Origin of the sequence: Pseudomonas sp. SIMBA_067, assembly GCF_046534675.1 — a bacterium.
In the GTDB taxonomy this organism is placed as follows: Bacteria; Pseudomonadota; Gammaproteobacteria; order Pseudomonadales; family Pseudomonadaceae; genus Aquipseudomonas; species Aquipseudomonas putida.
Map to the genome: position 1 here is coordinate 76561 of NZ_JAWRYH010000013.1, position 16449 is coordinate 93009.

Below are 16449 nucleotides of genomic sequence, written 5' to 3' on the forward strand. Positions count from 1 at the left end.
GCGGGCGTTGTACTTGATCGAAAAGGAAAGCCCTCATGCCGCTGCGTCGCCTCTCCATCCAGTGGAAGATAACCCTGCTCGCCGGCCTGTGCCTGCTGGCCATCGTCGCCCTGCTGGTGGCCACGTCACTGACCCAGGCTCGGCGTAGCGCTGCGCTGGTCAACCAGGCCAACACCGCCATGCTCGACAGCAGCGCGCGCCAGCGCCTGCAGGCCCATGCCGAAACCCAGGCCCTGCGGGTGCAGCGCTACTTCATGGACGCCTACCAGTACGGCAATGGCTTTGCCCGCATGGTGCAGGTGCTCAAAGCCCGAGGCGGCAGTGACCTGCGCGCCGAGCTGACACGCCAGGCCCGTGCCAGCCTGGCCGGCAACCCGGATGTGATCGGCCTGTACCTGGTGTTCCAGCCCAACGCGCTGGACCAGCAGGACAGCCAGTACCTCGGCCAGGACGCCGTGGGCAGCAATGAAAGCGGGCGTTTCTCGTTGTACTGGTCGCAGCCGCGCCCCGGCACCCTGGAGCTTGAGGCCATGCCGGAAGCGATGCTCGGCGATGCCAGCGTCGGCAGCAACGGCGCGGCGAAGAACCGCTGGCTGACCTGCCCGCAAGACACCGCCAGTACTTGCATGCTGGAACCCTACCTCGACGAGGTCAATGGCCGCCAAGTGCTGATGACCAGCATTGCCCTGCCGCTGCTGGAGCATGGCAAGGTGGTCGGCGTGGTCGGCCTGGACATCGGTCTGGCCAACCTGCAGCAACTGAGCCTGGACGGCCGCCGCGAGCTGTTTGATGGCCAGGGCCATGTCAGCATCGCCAGCGCAGCCGGCCTGCTGGCAGGCAACAGCCGCGATGTCAGCGCGCTCGGCAAACCCATGGACACTAAGGTGGCCGACGGCCTGCTGCGCGTAGCCCACCCCTTCGCCCCCATCCCTGACGCCGCGCCTTGGCAGGTGTTGCTGGAGCTGCCAGAAAGCGTGCTGCAGGCTCCCGCCGTGGCCCTCAACCAGCGCCTGGATGCGCACAACCAGAATGCCAACCTCACCAGCCTGCTGATCGGCCTTGGCGCCGCCATCGCAGGTTTGCTGCTGGTGTGGCTGACCGCACGCGGCGTTACCCGGCCAATCCTGGCCGTGGCCGCACGCCTGCAAGACATCGCCAGCGGTGAAGGCGACCTCACCCGCCGCCTGGACTACGCCCGCCAGGACGAACTGGGCCGGCTCACCCACTGGTTCAACCGCTTCCTCGACAAGCTGCAGCCGGTCATTGCCCAGGTCAAAGGCTCGCTGCAGGAGGCCCGCGGCACCGCCGACCAGTCGGCCGCCATCGCCAGCCAGACCAGCAATGGCATGCAGCAGCAGCACCGTGAAATCGAACAAGTAGCCACGGCAGCCAACGAGATGAGCGCCACTGCCCTGGATGTCGCCCACAACGCATCGCAAGCAGCCCAGGCCGCACGTGCCGCCGACCAGGCCAGCCGCGAAGGCCTGCAACTGATCGACAGCACCCGCGAGGGCATCGATCGCCTGGCTGCCGGCATGAACACGGCCATGGACGAGGCGCGAGCACTGGAAGGCCGCAGCGGCCAGATCGGCTCGGTGCTGGAGGTGATTCGCACCATCGCCGAGCAGACCAACCTGCTGGCACTCAATGCTGCCATCGAAGCTGCGCGCGCTGGCGAAGCCGGGCGTGGTTTTGCCGTGGTCGCCGATGAGGTGCGCGGCCTGGCCCAGCGCACGCAGGTGTCGGTGGAGGAAATTCGCCAGGTCATCGAAGGCCTGCAACAAGGTACCCAGGATGTCGTGGGCGCCATGCACGAAGGCCAGCGTCAGGCCCAGGCCAGCGCGGCACGCATGGAACAGGCGCTGCCAGCGCTGCAGCGCATCGGCGAGGCGGTGACCGTGATCAGCGACATGAACCTGCAGATCGCTTCAGCGGCCGAAGAGCAGAGCGCGGTGGCCGAGGAAGTGAACCGCAACGTGGCCGGCATTCGAGATGTGACAGAATCGCTGGCTGGCCAGGCTGACGAATCGGCGCGCATCAGCCAGGCACTGAACCGGCTGGCCAACCAGCAACAGGCGCTGATGGAGCAATTCCGCGTCTAACCTGCAAGGGCCCTTTCGCGGGCACGCCCGCTCCCACAGGTGCGTGGTCGCCTTCCAGGCCAACGCAGTCCCGGTGGGAGCGGGCGTGCCCGCGAGGAAGCCCGTACAGACACCACAGCATTATCGTTTTTACTGAGCACACGTCATGCAAACCGCAACCAGATCCACCTTCTTCGACATCACCAGCGAACAGGGCCTGTTACGCACCTCGATTGCCGTCACCCTGTTCATCGCCACCATCGGTATCGCCTTCGGCCTGGCTTCCGGGTCGTTCTCCATCGTCTTCGACGGCGTGTACTCGCTGGTCGACGCCAGCATGAGCGGCCTGTCCCTGGTCGTGGTCAAGCTGATCACCTCGCACACCACCAGCGTGCAAATGTCGCGCAAGCTGCGCGAGCGCTTCACCATGGGCTTCTGGCACCTGGAACCGATGGTGCTGGCACTCAATGGCATCCTGCTAAGCGGTGTGGCCATCTACGCGCTGATCAACGCCGTCAGCAGCCTGCTGGAAGGCGGCCGCCACCTGGAGTTCGGCATTGCCATGGTCTATGCGGTACTGACCGTGATCACCTGCGTCACCATCGCCGTCGTCGAAGCCCGCGCCAATCGCAAGCTGAAGTCAGACTTCGTGCGCATGGACGTCAAGGGCTGGGTGATGTCGGCCAGCATCACTGCCGCGCTGTTGATCGCCTTCTGCTTTGGTTACGCGGTGCAAGGCACGTCGCTGGAGTGGGTGTCGCCGTACATCGACCCGGCGGTACTGGCGCTGGTGTGCCTGGTGATCATTCCGCTGCCGCTGTCGGTGGTCCGTCAGGCGCTATCTGAAATCTTTCTGGTTACCCCCGGCGACCTCAAGCTGCACGTCGATAAAGTGGCCAAGGCCTTCGTCGCCCGCCACGGGCTGCAGTCGTACCGCGCCTATGTCGCCAAGGTCGGGCGCTCACGGGAGATCGAGCTGTATTTCATCGTGCCAAAGACAATGGCCGCGAAGACCATCGATGAATGGGATACGTGGCGCAACGAGATTGGTGATGCGGTAGGCGGCGAAGGGCCGGACCGCTGGCTGACGGTGGTGTTCACCGGCGACCCGGAATGGGCTGAGTAAGCTGGGGGCGCTTTGCGCCCCCAAGGATCCCGAAAACGAAAAAGCCCGCGACCATTTCTGGTAGCGGGCTTTACGTACTGCGTATGGTGGGTCGTGTAGGATTCGAACCTACGACCAATTGGTTAAAAGCCAACTGCTCTACCAACTGAGCTAACGACCCGATTGATGGCGCGTATAATACTGATTTCTAACGAGAAATCAATACTCCATCAAAAAATCTTCAAAAATACCGCGTCGGGTCTGCTACACCGGCCGCCTTGAAGCCGTCGGCGCGCAGGCGGCAGCTGTCGCATTTGCCACAGGCGCGCCCGTCATCGTCGGCCTGGTAGCAGGAAACGGTCAGGCTGTAATCCACGCCACGGGCCATGCCGGCCTGCACGATCTGCGCCTTGCTCAGGTTCTGCAGCGGCGCCTGAATACGGAAGCCCTGCCCTTCTACACCGGCCTTGGTTGCCAGGTTGGCCATGCGCTCGAAGGCTTCGACGAACTCGGGGCGGCAATCGGGGTAACCGGAGTAATCCACGGCATTGACGCCAATGAAGATGTCACGCGCCTCCAGCACTTCTGCCCAGCCCAGGGCCAGCGACAGGAACACGGTATTACGCGCCGGCACGTAGGTGACCGGGATGCCTTCGCTCGGGGCTTCCGGCACATCGATGCTGCTGTCGGTCAACGCCGAACCACCGATACCGTCCAGGTTCAGGCCGATGACCTTGTGCTCGACCACGCCCAGGTCCCGGGCGACACGGGCAGCCGCATTCAGCTCGGCCCGGTGGCGCTGGCCATAGTCGAAGCTCATGGTGTAGCAGCTGTAGCCTTCGGCCTTGGCCATGGCTACGACGGTGGCCGAGTCGAGGCCGCCAGACAGCAGGATTACCGCGCGTTTCTCAGTCATGTGCTTTTTACTCTCAATCAACGTCCGGGTTCGTCGTTCCACAGCAGCTTGTGCAACTGCAGCTGGAAACGTACAGGCAGGTTGTCGGCAACGATCCAGTCGGCCAGGTCGCTGGCACTCACCTGGTGGTGGCTCGGCGAGAACAACACCTCACCGGCACGCTCAGCCAGGTTGTACTGGATCAGCTTGGAAACCGCCCAGTCATAGTCCTCACGGGAACAGATGACAAACTTGACCTGGTCGTTGCGGGTCAGCTGCTCGATGTTCTCGTAGCGGTTACGGTGCGACTCTTCGGAACCCGGGGTCTTCAGGTCGACAACGCGGCTGACGCGGGTGTCGGTGCCCGCGATATCCAGCGCACCACTGGTTTCCAGCGACACCTCGTAACCGGCATCACACAGGCGCTGCAGTAACGGCAAGGCGTTGGGCTGAGCCAGTGGCTCGCCACCGGTGACACAGACGTAGCGGGGCTTGAAGCCGGCAACCTGCTCAAGGATCGAATCCAGGGTACGAATAGTGCCGCCAGTGAAGGCATAGGCACTGTCGCAGTACTGGCAGCGCAGGGGGCAGCCGGTAAGGCGCACGAATACGGTGGGCAAGCCAGCCGTTCGCGTTTCACCCTGCAAAGAGTAAAAGACTTCTGTGATGCGTAATGTGTCTTGCATGCTCGCCACGGGCGTGACAGCTAAACAGGCTGTCCGCCTCCGTCAGGCACTGTCGCGGACTCGACATGGCGTTATCCGCAGCAGCGTGTTTACGAAAAAAGGGCAGTGATTCTAACGAAAAAACCCGCGACTGGCGCGGGTTTCTTTCGAGCGGTACAGCTACAGGGCTCAGAGCTTCTGCAGGTCACGCTGGGCCAGTTGCGCGGCGGAGGTGCCGGGGTACTGGGTGATGACCTGCTGCAGGATGCCCTTGACCTTGTCGGTATGGCCCATGCGGCGCTCGACGTCGGCCAGTTTGTAGAGTGAATCCGGCACTTTGCTGTGCTTGGGATACTTCTGGCTGACCTGGGCGAAGGCCTGACTGGCACCTGGCAGATCGCCTTTGGCCAGGTTCACTTCACCCAGCCAGTACTGCGCGTTGCCGGCGTACTGGCTGTTGGGGTACTTGCGCAGGAAGGCATTGAACGCCTGGCTGGCCTTGTCAAAGTCTTTCTGTTTGATCAGGTCGAAAGCAGCATCGTAGTAGAGCTTCTCTTTCGCTGGATCGCCGGGCTCGCTACTGGCGGCCGGTTGTTGCGCAGCAGCACCGGCTGCTGCATCGGGGGCGGCATTTGAAGCACCACCACCGGAGGAATTGTCAGGGGTCGCGGCAGGTGCAGCGCCACTGTTGATGCGACGGTCCAGGTCCTGGTATCGCTCCAGGTTTTCCTGCTTCATGCGCGACACATCGTTCTGCAGCTCTTCGATGATGCCTTGCTGGCGGGAAAGCTGGTCCTGCATCTGTTGCAGCTGCATGAACAGCTGGCCTTGTGCAGAGGCAGGGGCCGAAGCCCCTGACCCGGCATAGGCGCCGCTCGTGCCATAACCCACAGGCGGATAGCTGCCTGCGTTGTCATCTACTACAGGGACCTCAGCCCAGGCCGCGAGCGGCAGGCTGAGTGCGAGGACGGTTACTACACGGCGGCACATACGCATAAGAACTTACTTACGCAGTTCTACGCGACGGTTCTGAGCCCAGGATTGCTCGTCGTTGCCAGTGGCAACAGGACGCTCTTCACCGTAGGAGACCAGTTCCAGCTGAGCAGGGGAAACGCCCTGCAGAACCAGGTAGCGCTGAACGGCCTTGGCACGACGCTCACCCAGAGCCATGTTGTACTCGCGGGTGCCGCGCTCGTCGGTGTTGCCTTCCAGGACAACGCGGTTGCCGTTGGACTTCAGGTCCTTGGCGTGAACGTCCAGAGCGCGCATGGCTTCTGGCTTCAGGTCCGAGCTGTCGTATTCGAAGTAGAAGGTGGTGATTGCGCGCAGGGCGGCTTCTTCGCTCAGGGAACCGTCAACAGCGCCAGTGTTGGCACCGTAGCCAGCGTTCGGATCTACAGCAGCGCCTTCGCCTGCGTTGTCACCGCCCTTCGAGGAGCAACCTACAGCTACGGCCATGGCCAGAGCCAGCGCAGCGAATTTACCAAACTTCAGCATTTCCATCGTGAAACTCCTAATGAAACCCCAGTGTGTTAAGCAAAACGTATTACGCCGCAATCAGTTCAGGTAAGGGGACCAGGACGGTTCTCTGACTTCGCCTTGAGCGGTAGGAAGTGGGAGCCTCACGCGGCCATTAAGCGACACGAGCATCAAGACTCCCCGGCCCTGCTGGCGGGTGGCGTAGATTAGCATGGTGCCGTTTGGCGCAACAGTGGGAGACTCATCAAGACTTGTTTCCGAGAGAATCTTTACACTTCCGCGCTGCAAGTCCTGTGCCGCCACTTTGAAGTTGGTAAAGCCCTGTTGGCGATGGATCATCACCAGGGTCTTTTCGTCAGCGGACAGTTTCGGGTTGGCGTTGTAGTTGCCCACGAAGGTTACGCGCTCGGCACCACCACCGCTGACCGACTGTTTGTAGATCTGCGGTTTGCCGCCACGGTCGGAGGTGAAGTAAAGGGTATTGCCATCCTTACCCCAGAACGGCTCGGTGTTGATACCTGGGCCTGCGGTAACCCGGCTGATCTGGCGCGACGCCACGTTCATCACATAGATGTCCGGGTTGCCGTCTTTCGACAGCACGAACGCCAGGCGCGAACCGTCCGGCGACCAGGCTGGCGCGCCGTTCAGGCCTTCGAAGTTGGTCACCTGCTCACGGCGGCCGGTATCGATGTTCTGAATGAAGATGCGCGGGCGTCTCTGCTCGAACGACACATAGGCGATACGCTTGCCATCTGGCGCAAAGCGAGGCGACAGGATCGGCTCACGCGATTGCAGCAGGGTGACCGCACGCGCACCGTCGTAGTCCGAACGCTGCAGGGTGTAGCGGGTGTTGTTGGTGGAGAAACGCTCGGCCGTCACGTACAGCATGCGGGTAGAGAACGCACCCTTGATGCCGGTGAGCTTCTCGAACGACTGGTCGGCGATGTAGTGCGCCATGTCACGCAACTGGTCGGTGCTGCCCGCGACGCTGCCGGTCAGCACTTGCTGCTCGGTGGCGACGTTGAACAGTGCGTACTGCACCTGCAGGCGACCGCCCGATGGCACGATGCTGCCGACCATCACGTATTGGGCACCCAGCGCTTTCCAGTCACGGAAGATGACTTCGCTGGCCTGCGATGGCTGGCTGATCATGTTCTGCCGTGGAATCGGCGAGTAGTAGCCGGAGTTGCGCAGGTCGTTGCCGATGATGTCGGCAATGTCCTCGGGCAGCACGCTACCACCTTGCAGACCGAACGGCACTACCGCGATGGGCGTTGCCCGGTCGCTGCCGCTGGTGACCAGGATGTTCTTTTCCTCTGCCACGGCCATGCCTGCCACGCAGCACAGCATGACCAGCAGTCCTCTCAGACGTTTAATCACAACGCTAGATCCTCAGGTGTAAATGTCATCTTGAACGAACGATATTGGTTGAAATCGCTCGGCTTCATACCCTGCATCTCGGTCAAACGACCAATGTTCTTCACCGCAGCCACCGCCGAACTGTCATACGGGCCGTCACCACTGGAACGGGCCACGCTGACACTGGTGATGGTACCGTCCGGCAACATGTTGATCTGCAGGACCACCGTCATGCCCTTGCGCGCGGAAGGCGGACGCGCCCAGCCCTCGGCCGCGCGCATACGGATCAGGTCGTCGAAGTCGCCGGCCACCTGGTCACCCTGCTCGTCGGCCAGCGCCTGCTGCCGCTCGGTGGTGTCGGACAACAGCTCGGCCAGGGCCTGGGCTTTCTTGTCTTCTGCCGCCTTGCGGGCCGCTTCCTGTGCCTTTTTCTTCTGGGCGTCTGCAGCGGCCTTTTTCTTGGCCTCTTCAGCTGCCTTCTTCTTCGCGTCCTCGGCCGCCGCTTTCTTCTTGGCGTCCTCGGCTGCTTTTTTCTTGGCCTCTTCGGCTGCCTTTTTCTTGGCGTCCTCGGCGGCTTGTTTCTTCGCCTCTTCAGCGGCCTCTTTCTTGGCCTCTTCTTCGGCTTTTTTCTTGGCTTCTTCCTCGGCCTTCTTCTTGGCGATGTCGGCCTGCTGCTTCTCGGCGGCCTTCTTCGCCTCATCGGCCTTCTTGGCTTCTGCGGCTTTCTTGGCCTCGCTAGCCTTGGCGGCTTCGGCAGCCTTGGCAGCGTCCTCGGCTTTTTTCGCCTCGGCGGCTTCGCGAGCCTCCTCGGCCTTTTGAGCGGCGTCGGCCTTCTTTTGTTCCGCGGCCTTCACGGCCTCCTGCTCGACCTTCTTCTGCTCCAGCTGCTCGACTTCGGTCTGGCGCGAAGCGGTTTTCTTCGCTTCCCCGGCAATCTTCTGATTGGTCTGGGTGGTCGCCTGGCTCTTGGACTTGAGCTGGTACAGGGTAGCCTGAACGATCGGCTTGGAAGGCGGCAGCTCAGGCGTCATGGCGAAACTGACGAACAGCATGGCAAACACCAGCACATGCAGGCCAATGGCCCAGACACTGGGCCAGAAGTAGCTTTCCGAGGCGGATGGCTCTCGCTGTTGCATCAGGGCGCCTCGGTAATCAGGCCAACGTTACCGACACCGGCCTTCTGCAACCCGCCCATGGCACCCATGACCGCGCCATAGTCGACAGCCTTGTCGCCACGAATGAACACCTGGGTCTGCTTGCCTTGGTCACGGCCGGCAGCAATGATCTTCGTCACTGCATTGGTCATGTCAGGCAAGGTCATGGCCTTGTCCATCTGCTTGTCGGTATCGACTTCGCTGCCAAGGTTCCAGTAGTAGGTCTTGTCGGCCTTGATGGAGATGGTGAGAATCTGGACGTTGTTGTCCTGCGGCAAGGCTTCACTGGAAACCTTGGGCAGGTCGACTTTCACGCCCTGGTTGAGCATGGGCGCCGTCACCATGAAGATGACCAGCAGCACCAGCATCACGTCGATGTAGGGCACCACGTTCATCTCGGCGACGGGCTTGCGTTTGTGGCGAACTCGGGCCATGGGCTTCTACCTGATTACTCTTCGCTGGTGTGCACTTTGCGGTGCAGGATCGCCTGGAACTCGTCGGCGAAGGTGTAGTAACGACCGATCAGCACTTCGCTGCGCGCGGCGAAACGGTTGTAGGCGATTACCGCCGGGATTGCTGCGAACAGGCCGATGGCGGTGGCGATCAGCGCTTCGGCGATACCCGGGGCAACGGTTGCCAGGGTGGCCTGCTGGGCGCTGGCCAGGCCGCGGAAGGAGTTCATGATCCCCCATACGGTACCGAACAGGCCGATGTACGGGCTGGTGGAACCGACGGTGGCCAGGAACGGCAGGCTCTGCTCGAGTTTTTCTTCCTCGCGCGAAATGGCTACGCGCATGGCACGGCCAACGCCTTCCATGACGGCGTCCGGGTCAACGCCCGGCTGCTGACGCAGGCGCGAGAACTCCTTGAAGCCGGCACGGAACACCTGCTCGACGCCGGAATCCGGGTCTGGGTTGCTGCCTGCCTGACGGTACAGCTTGGACAGGTCAATGCCCGACCAGAAGCGTTCCTCGAAGGCATCCAGTGCACGACGACCGGCGCGCAGCATGGTGCTGCGCTGGAAAATCATGATCCATGAGGTGACCGAGGCGGCCACCAGGATCAGCATTACCAGCTGTACCACTACGCTGGCATTGCTGACCAGACTCCACATGGAGGTATGGTCGACGACGTTAGCTTCCACGCTTATTCTCCTGCATTCGATTGATTACCCGAGCCGTCCGCCGCCAAGGCGTCGCGCAGCTGGGGGGGTATGGCTCGGGGTTTGAAAGTGTCGGCGCGCACGGCGGCCACCAGGAACTGCCCTTCGCAGAGCAGCGTTTCATCCTTTTCCCGCCAGACCTGCTGTACAAAGCGCAGGCTGGCGCGATTGAGTTCAAGTACTTGCGCGGTCACCCGCAACGCGTCGTCCAGCCGCGCCGGCGCGTGGTAGCGCGCTTCGCTGGAATGGACCACGAACAGCAGGTTGTCTTCGGCCAGCTGCGACTGGGAAAAACCCAGATGCCGCAGATGTTCGGTGCGCGCGCGCTCCATGAATTTCAGGTAGTTGACGTAGTACACCACGCCGCCCGCATCGGTATCTTCGTAATAGACGCGACAACGGTGTGCGAACGGTTCGAGCTGATTTTGCGCGCGCATACTCTAGTGCTTACTCCTCAGCTTGCCAATCCGCTGTGGCAACTGTTTTTTCTTCATTAATGTCTTATTGCCAGCGCACCCTTGGCATGCCAGCGGTAGGACCACGAAAAGTCGCTTTTGATCTGTCATTCATCGCCTGGCTCGGAAAAATCACCACCCTCCCCCAAACGCCCGGGAATATTCAGGCCAAAGTGCAGGTAGGCATGCCGGGTGACCACGCGACCGCGCGGCGTGCGCATGATGTAGCCCTGCTGGATCAGGTATGGCTCCAGCACATCTTCGATGGTATGACGCTCTTCGCTGATGGCCGCAGCCAGGTTGTCCACCCCTACCGGGCCGCCATCGAACTTCTCGATCATGGTCAGCAGCAGGCGGCGGTCGGAATGGTCGAAGCCACGTTCGTCGACATCCAGCAGGTTCAGCGCCATGTCGGCCACGGCTTTGGTGATCTGGCCCTTGCCGCGCACCTCGGCGTAGTCGCGCACGCGGCGCAGCAGGCGGTTGGCGATACGTGGCGTGCCACGGGCACGCCGGGCAATCTCGTAGGCGCCCTGGTCTTCGATGACCAGGCCAAGGATGTTGGCCGAACGGCTGACGATGGTGGCCAGGTCCTTGTCGCTGTAGAACTCCAGGCGCTGGACAATACCGAAGCGGTCACGCAACGGGTTGGTGAGCATGCCGGCACGGGTGGTAGCCCCCACCAGGGTAAACGGTGGCAGGTCGAGCTTGATCGAACGGGCCGCCGGGCCTTCGCCGATCATGATGTCGAGCTGGAAGTCCTCCATGGCCGGGTACAGCACCTCTTCGACGACCGGCGACAGCCGGTGGATCTCGTCGATGAACAGCACGTCGTGCGGTTCGAGGTTGGTCAGCATGGCCGCCAGGTCGCCCGGGCGCTCCAGGATCGGCCCCGAGGTGCTCTTCACCGACACACCCATTTCATGGGCAATGATGTTGGCCAGGGTAGTCTTGCCCAGCCCCGGCGGGCCGAAGATCAGCGTGTGGTCGAGCGACTCGCTGCGGCCACGGGCGGCCTGGATGAACAGCGCCATCTGCTCGCGCACCACCGGCTGGCCGATGTAATCGTCCAGGCTCAGCGGGCGAATCGCACGGTCCTGGACCTCTTCGCGGTCGCGGCCACTGGCGGCGATCAGGCGGTCGGCTTCGATCACTTGGTAATCATCCCTTTAAGGCTGCGGCGGATCAGCTCTTCACTGCTCAGGCCGGCCTTGTCTTTGATCGCGGCGATCGCCTTGCTGGCTTCCTGCGGCTTGTAGCCCAGCGAGACCAGAGCGCTGACGGCATCAGCCTCGGCGCTGGACTCGCTGGCGGCCGGCAGCGGACCATCGGACACCAGGGTGAACATGGCCGGGGAGGTTTCCCAGGCCTTGAAGCGGTCCTTGAGCTCGACCAGAAGGCGTTCGGCGGTTTTCTTGCCGACACCGGGCACGCGTACCAGGGCCGAGGTGTCCTGGGCTTGCACGCAGCGCACCAGCTCATCGACTTCCAGGCCGGACATGAGCGCCAGTGCCAGCTTCGGGCCCACGCCGTTAAGCCGGATGAGCTCGCGGAATAGCTCGCGCTCGCGCTTTTCGGCAAACCCATAGAGCAAGTGGGCGTCTTCGCGCACGACCAGATGGGTGTGCACGGTGACGGGTTCGCCCACCTTGGGCAGACGGTACAACGTGGTCATGGGAACTTCCAGTTCGTAACCCACGCCGTTGACGTCGATAATCAGGTGCGGCGGCTGTTTCTCCGCCAGGGTGCCGCGCAAACGTCCAATCACGTTCCGATCCTTCCTCTCGGGGAGCCGGTCAAAGACCGCTCAACCCTATCAGCAAATGCAACGGGTGAACGCATCACCCGAACAAAATGTGTATCAGCGCATGAAGCGCCTACAGACGCAAGCGCCCGCCGCGCCGCCGCGCCGTTGCCAGGCCATGGGGCACCAGGCTGGAACGGGTGTGGGCGTGGCACAACGCGATGGCCAAGGCGTCGGAGGCGTCGATCTGCGGCTTTTGCGTCAGTTTCAGCAGGTGCATGACCATCATCATCACCTGCTCCTTGTTGGCCCCACCAGTGCCGGCCACCGCTTGCTTGACCTGTGTGGCGCTGTATTCAGCGATTTCCAGGCCGGCTTCGGCGGCAGCGACGATAGCCGCGCCGCGGGCCTGGCCGAGCTTCAGCGCCGAGTCAGCGTTGCGCGCCATGAACACCCGCTCGATGCCCATGGTCACCGGTTCGTGCTGGGCGATGATTTCACTGACACCACGAAAAACGATCTGCAGCCGCTCGTGCAGCTCGCCGCTGCCGGTGCGGATACAGCCCGACGCCACGTACTCACAGCCACGGGCGGTCTGGCGTACTACGCCGTAGCCGGTGATGCGCGAACCGGGGTCGATACCAAGAATCAGAGTCATAGTGCCTGTCGTTCAAAGCTCACGGTTCAAGACCATTAGGGCCGCTGCGCGACCTATCGCCGGCAAGCCAGCTCCCACGAGTACAGTGCAGGCCTGAAGAAATGCACTGTACCTGTGGGAGCTGGCTTGCCGGCGATGGGCTGCGCAGCGGCCCCAATAGCAGCCTTGACGCGAAGGGTCAGGAGACCTTAGCCGATATTTTCCATGATCTCGTCGGAAATCTGGGCATTGGAGTAGACGTTCTGCACGTCATCCAGGTCTTCGAGCATGTCGATCAGCTTGAGCACCTTTTCAGCACCGTCCTGGTCGAGCTCGGCACTGGTGGTCGGCTGCATGACGATTTCTGCGTCATCGGCCTTGAAACCAGCCTCTTCCAGGGCGTTACGCACGGCATAGAAGCTGTTGAACGAGGTAAACACGTCGAACGAGCCGTCATCGTTGGCTACCACGTCGTCAGCATCGGCTTCCATCGCCGCTTCCATCAGCGCGTCTTCATCCACGCCCGGGGCAAAACTGATCTGCCCCTTGCGCTCGAACAGGTAGGCCACCGAGCCGTCGGTACCCAGGTTGCCGCCACACTTGGTGAAGGCATGCCGCACGGCGGCGGCGGTGCGGTTGCGGTTGTCGGTCATGGTCTCGACCATGATCGCCACGCCACCCGGACCGTAACCTTCGTAGCTGAGCTCTTCGACGTTGTCGCTTTCGTTGGTGCCGGCACCTCGGGCCACGGCGCGATCGATGATGTCGCGGCTCATGTTGGCGCCCAAGGCCTTGTCCAGCGCCAGACGCAGGCGCGGGTTGGATGCCGGGTCAGGGCCGCCCTGCTTGGCAGCGACCGTCAGCTCGCGGATCCACTTGGTGAAGACCTTGCCTCTCTTGGCATCCTGGCGCTCTTTGCGGTGCTTGATGTTCGCCCACTTGGAATGACCAGCCATAACGACTCCGAATACTTTGAATCACAAACAGCCCCGCCCCTGTACGGGGCGGGACGGGAAAATACCTGCGCCGAAACGCAAAGGCGCATCCATGTGGATGCGCCCGGGGACCGCTTACTCGACCTTGGTCTGTTCGCGCAGTCGGATGTGCAGCTCGCGCAGGGCCTTGGCGTCGACCAGGCCAGGGGCCTGAGTCATGACGCACGCGGCGCTCTGGGTTTTCGGGAAAGCGATCACTTCACGGATCGACTGGGCGCCGGTCATCAGCATGACCAAGCGGTCCAGACCAAAGGCCAGGCCACCGTGCGGCGGCGCACCGAACTTCAGGGCGTCGAGCAGGAAGCCGAACTTCTCTTCCTGTTCCGCCGCTTCGATGCCCAGCAGGCGGAACACAGCCTGTTGCATCTCTTTGCGGTGGATACGGATCGAACCGCCACCCAGTTCAGTACCGTTCAGGACCATGTCGTAGGCACGGGACAGCGCTGTGGCCGGGTTGGCCTCAAGCTCTTCCGGCGAGCACTTCGGCGCGGTGAACGGGTGGTGCAGCGCGGTGAAGCTGCCGTCTTCGTTCTCTTCGAACATCGGGAAGTCGACGACCCACATCGGTGCCCACTCGCAGGTGTGCAGGTTGAAGTCGTTGCCGAGCTTGATGCGCAGTGCGCCCAGGGCCTCGCTGACGATCTTGAACTTGTCGGCACCGAAGAAAACGATGTCGCCATCGACCGCGCCAACGCGATCGAGGATCACGTTGAGGTTGGCTTCAGGGATGTTCTTGACGATCGGCGACTGCAGGCCTTCGACGCCCTTGGCGCGCTCGTTGACCTTGATGTACGCCAGGCCCTTGGCACCGTAGATGCCAACGAACTTGGTGTACTCGTCGATCTTGCTGCGCGGCATGCTGGCGGCGCCAGGCACGCGCAGGGCGGTAACGCGGCACTTCGGATCATTGGCCGGGCCTGCGAATACCTTGAAGTCGACATCCTTCAGCTGGTCGGCAACGTCGACCAGTTCCAGCGGGTTACGCAGGTCTGGCTTGTCGGAGCCGTAACGGCGCATGGCTTCTTCGAAGGTCATGTGCGGGAATTCGCCGAATTCCAGGTCCAGCACTTCCTTGAACAGCTTGCGGATCATGCTCTCGGTCAGGCCCATGATCTCGCTTTCATCGAGGAAGCTGGTCTCGATGTCGATCTGGGTGAATTCCGGTTGGCGGTCAGCACGCAGGTCTTCGTCACGGAAGCACTTGGCGATCTGGTAGTAGCGGTCGAAGCCAGCGACCATCAGCAGCTGCTTGAACAGCTGGGGCGACTGCGGCAGGGCGAAGAAGCTACCGGCGTGGGTACGGCTTGGCACCAGGTAGTCACGCGCGCCTTCCGGGGTGGCGCGGGTCAGGATCGGCGTTTCGACGTCGAGGAAGCCGTTTTCATCGAGGAAGCGACGGATGCTGGTGGTGATGCGCGAACGCAGACGCAGCTTCTCGGCCATTTCCGGGCGACGCAGGTCGATGAAGCGATAACGCAGGCGGGTTTCCTCGCCGACGTCGGAGTATTCGTTCAGCGGGAACGGCGGGGTTTCTGCTTCGTTGAGCACGGTCAGCTGGTAGCCAAGGATCTCGATGGCACCGGAGGCCATGTTGGCATTCACCGCGCCGTCAGGGCGCTTGCGCACCTTGCCGGTGACTTGCACGACGTATTCGCTGCGCACGCGGTCGGCGGCGGCGAAGGTTTCGGCGCGATCCGGGTCGAACACGACCTGGGCCATGCCTTCGCGGTCACGGATGTCGAGGAAGATCACCCCGCCGTGGTCGCGGCGACGATGGACCCAGCCGCAAAGGGTGACTTCCTGGCCGTCCAGGCTCTCGTTCAGTTGGCCGCAATAATGGCTGCGCATCATGATGGTGGTTTCGCTTCTCGTGATTCGTGTATTCGGTGGAGGCCTTGGCCGCCCGGAGGGCTAATACTGCAAGACCCGGTCACAGCATTCAACTCAGTCGGCCTTGTCGCCGCCTGCAAGATTCTTTTTCGCCCCGGTCTTGAAGTCGGTTTCGTACCAACCATTACCGCTCAGGCGGAAGCCTGGCACCGACAGCAGCTTCTTCAGCGCCGGCGCCTGGCAGGCCGGGCAATCGGTCAGCGGCGCGGCGCTGATCTTCTGCAGTGCTTCCATGCGGTGCTCGCAGGATGCACATTGATAGTCATAAAGGGGCATGGGTGTCTCTCGTCAACCACAACGCTCGCTGCCAGGGCAGCAAAAAGCGGGATTATATATGGTTAGCAAGCACTGCGCAGCCCGCCAGGCGATCAGCGCACACTTGGCGGGTCTTGCAGCCAGGCAACGCAGATTACCCGAATCAGCCCACTGAAGTTGCGCACTCCACCCTGGCGCAGGTGCACTTCGCGGTCCACGTAGGACAACACCGCACTGACCGAACAGCGGTTGGCGGCAGCGATGCGTTCCAGGATGCCCCAGTAGACGGCCTCCAGACGCAGGCAGGTGGAAAAACCGTTGAGCCGCACCGAACGTGATACCGGCTGCGTCTGCAACATATCGAAATCTGCCTTGAACGGATCAATGCACTGTTTTCCTGGCCAGCTCCCTTGGCCAGCCACACGCTTGCTCGCTTGCATCATGCGCCCTACTTCCTCGTCACCGGTAACAGGTGACCAATGAAGCGCTGGGCAGCAGGTTTAGAGCAGCGGCAAAGTCTTCCCGCACAGTTACCGACAGGCGCAGCCTTGTGCTGCACCTGCCGGGGACGCG

The 16449-nt window shown here is 62.2% G+C and carries 18 protein-coding genes and 1 tRNA gene; 2 read left to right on the forward strand and 17 right to left on the reverse strand.

What is annotated here, in order from left to right:
- Positions 1-35: 35 nt before the first annotated feature.
- A complete protein-coding gene (gene mcpU, locus SB765_RS23840; protein ID WP_410912319.1) occupies positions 36-2102 on the forward strand; it encodes a methyl-accepting chemotaxis protein McpU in 2067 nt (688 codons plus the stop codon).
- A gap of 145 nt (positions 2103-2247) precedes the next feature.
- Complete coding sequence (locus SB765_RS23845) at positions 2248-3207, forward strand: cation diffusion facilitator family transporter (protein WP_410932041.1); 960 nt, start codon at positions 2248-2250, stop codon at positions 3205-3207.
- Between the two features lie 84 nt (positions 3208-3291).
- Here the strand turns inward: SB765_RS23845 and SB765_RS23850 are convergent.
- From SB765_RS23850 to SB765_RS23930, 17 genes are all read right to left on the reverse strand, one after another.
- Positions 3292-3367 (reverse strand) — tRNA-Lys (locus SB765_RS23850).
- Between the two features lie 60 nt (positions 3368-3427).
- The gene (gene queC / locus SB765_RS23855) at positions 3428-4102 is read right to left on the reverse strand and encodes a 7-cyano-7-deazaguanine synthase QueC (protein WP_049276760.1); all 675 of its coding nucleotides are present in this window, start codon (positions 4100-4102) and stop codon (positions 3428-3430) included.
- 17 nt (positions 4103-4119) lie between these two features.
- On the reverse strand, positions 4120-4767 hold the full coding sequence (gene queE, locus SB765_RS23860; protein ID WP_041167623.1) for a 7-carboxy-7-deazaguanine synthase QueE: 648 nt from the start codon (positions 4765-4767) through the stop codon (positions 4120-4122).
- A 168-nt stretch (positions 4768-4935) separates the two neighbouring features.
- Positions 4936-5742, reverse strand: a complete 807-nt coding sequence (ybgF, locus tag SB765_RS23865; protein WP_016498328.1) for a tol-pal system protein YbgF — start codon at positions 5740-5742, stop codon at positions 4936-4938.
- A gap of 6 nt (positions 5743-5748) precedes the next feature.
- Complete coding sequence (pal, locus tag SB765_RS23870) at positions 5749-6249, reverse strand: peptidoglycan-associated lipoprotein Pal (RefSeq protein WP_012273762.1); 501 nt, start codon at positions 6247-6249, stop codon at positions 5749-5751.
- Positions 6250-6303: 54 nt separating this feature from the next.
- Positions 6304-7575, reverse strand: a complete 1272-nt coding sequence (tolB, locus tag SB765_RS23875; RefSeq protein WP_341798919.1) for a Tol-Pal system beta propeller repeat protein TolB — start codon at positions 7573-7575, stop codon at positions 6304-6306.
- Between the two features lie 26 nt (positions 7576-7601).
- Positions 7602-8720, reverse strand: a complete 1119-nt coding sequence (gene tolA, locus SB765_RS23880) for a cell envelope integrity protein TolA (protein ID WP_016498326.1) — start codon at positions 8718-8720, stop codon at positions 7602-7604.
- On the reverse strand, positions 8720-9172 hold the full coding sequence (tolR, locus tag SB765_RS23885; protein WP_012273765.1) for a protein TolR: 453 nt from the start codon (positions 9170-9172) through the stop codon (positions 8720-8722). Before tolR ends, tolA begins: the two co-directional genes overlap by 1 nt.
- 14 nt (positions 9173-9186) lie before the next feature.
- Entirely contained in the window at positions 9187-9882 is a 696-nt protein-coding gene (gene tolQ, locus SB765_RS23890; protein ID WP_008090219.1) for a protein TolQ, read from the reverse strand.
- 2 nt (positions 9883-9884) lie between these two features.
- Positions 9885-10337, reverse strand: a complete 453-nt coding sequence (ybgC, locus tag SB765_RS23895) for a tol-pal system-associated acyl-CoA thioesterase (RefSeq protein ID WP_410932042.1) — start codon at positions 10335-10337, stop codon at positions 9885-9887.
- Positions 10338-10462: 125 nt separating this feature from the next.
- Positions 10463-11509, reverse strand: a complete 1047-nt coding sequence (gene ruvB, locus SB765_RS23900; protein WP_016488653.1) for a Holliday junction branch migration DNA helicase RuvB — start codon at positions 11507-11509, stop codon at positions 10463-10465.
- Positions 11506-12123, reverse strand: coding sequence for a Holliday junction branch migration protein RuvA (gene ruvA / locus SB765_RS23905; protein ID WP_016498324.1), 618 nt, complete (start codon positions 12121-12123; stop codon positions 11506-11508). Before ruvA ends, ruvB begins: the two co-directional genes overlap by 4 nt.
- Before the next feature lie 109 nt (positions 12124-12232).
- Positions 12233-12757 carry a crossover junction endodeoxyribonuclease RuvC gene (ruvC, locus tag SB765_RS23910; RefSeq protein ID WP_016498323.1) on the reverse strand — a complete coding sequence of 175 codons (525 nt, stop codon included), beginning with the start codon at positions 12755-12757 and terminating at the stop codon, positions 12233-12235.
- Between the two features lie 188 nt (positions 12758-12945).
- Positions 12946-13692 carry a YebC/PmpR family DNA-binding transcriptional regulator gene (locus SB765_RS23915; RefSeq protein ID WP_059394726.1) on the reverse strand — a complete coding sequence of 249 codons (747 nt, stop codon included), beginning with the start codon at positions 13690-13692 and terminating at the stop codon, positions 12946-12948.
- A 114-nt stretch (positions 13693-13806) separates the two neighbouring features.
- On the reverse strand, positions 13807-15582 hold the full coding sequence (gene aspS / locus SB765_RS23920) for an aspartate--tRNA ligase (protein ID WP_410932043.1): 1776 nt from the start codon (positions 15580-15582) through the stop codon (positions 13807-13809).
- Positions 15583-15675: 93 nt separating this feature from the next.
- Positions 15676-15897 carry an FmdB family zinc ribbon protein gene (locus SB765_RS23925; RefSeq protein WP_016498320.1) on the reverse strand — a complete coding sequence of 74 codons (222 nt, stop codon included), beginning with the start codon at positions 15895-15897 and terminating at the stop codon, positions 15676-15678.
- 92 nt (positions 15898-15989) lie between these two features.
- Positions 15990-16319, reverse strand: a complete 330-nt coding sequence (locus SB765_RS23930) for a ribbon-helix-helix domain-containing protein (protein ID WP_016488658.1) — start codon at positions 16317-16319, stop codon at positions 15990-15992.
- Positions 16320-16449: the final 130 nt, after the last annotated feature.

Excerpts from the sequence above, each read along its gene's own strand:
- mcpU (WP_410912319.1), top strand. The coding sequence starts at position 36 with ATGCCGCTGCGTCGCCTCTCCATCCAGTGGAAGATAACCCTGCTCGCC.
- SB765_RS23845 (WP_410932041.1), top strand. The coding sequence starts at position 2,248 with ATGCAAACCGCAACCAGATCCACCTTCTTCGACATCACCAGCGAACAG.
- queC (WP_049276760.1), bottom strand. The coding sequence starts at position 4,102 with ATGACTGAGAAACGCGCGGTAATCCTGCTGTCTGGCGGCCTCGACTCG.
- queE (WP_041167623.1), bottom strand. The coding sequence starts at position 4,767 with ATGCAAGACACATTACGCATCACAGAAGTCTTTTACTCTTTGCAGGGT.
- ybgF (WP_016498328.1), bottom strand. The coding sequence starts at position 5,742 with ATGCGTATGTGCCGCCGTGTAGTAACCGTCCTCGCACTCAGCCTGCCG.
- pal (WP_012273762.1), bottom strand. The coding sequence starts at position 6,249 with ATGGAAATGCTGAAGTTTGGTAAATTCGCTGCGCTGGCTCTGGCCATG.
- tolB (WP_341798919.1), bottom strand. The coding sequence starts at position 7,575 with ATGCTGTGCTGCGTGGCAGGCATGGCCGTGGCAGAGGAAAAGAACATC.
- tolA (WP_016498326.1), bottom strand. The coding sequence starts at position 8,720 with ATGCAACAGCGAGAGCCATCCGCCTCGGAAAGCTACTTCTGGCCCAGT.
- tolR (WP_012273765.1), bottom strand. The coding sequence starts at position 9,172 with ATGGCCCGAGTTCGCCACAAACGCAAGCCCGTCGCCGAGATGAACGTG.
- ybgC (WP_410932042.1), bottom strand. The coding sequence starts at position 10,337 with ATGCGCGCGCAAAATCAGCTCGAACCGTTCGCACACCGTTGTCGCGTC.
- ruvC (WP_016498323.1), bottom strand. The coding sequence starts at position 12,757 with ATGACTCTGATTCTTGGTATCGACCCCGGTTCGCGCATCACCGGCTAC.
- SB765_RS23915 (WP_059394726.1), bottom strand. The coding sequence starts at position 13,692 with ATGGCTGGTCATTCCAAGTGGGCGAACATCAAGCACCGCAAAGAGCGC.
- aspS (WP_410932043.1), bottom strand. The coding sequence starts at position 15,582 with ATGATGCGCAGCCATTATTGCGGCCAACTGAACGAGAGCCTGGACGGC.
- SB765_RS23925 (WP_016498320.1), bottom strand. The coding sequence starts at position 15,897 with ATGCCCCTTTATGACTATCAATGTGCATCCTGCGAGCACCGCATGGAA.
- SB765_RS23930 (WP_016488658.1), bottom strand. The coding sequence starts at position 16,319 with ATGATGCAAGCGAGCAAGCGTGTGGCTGGCCAAGGGAGCTGGCCAGGA.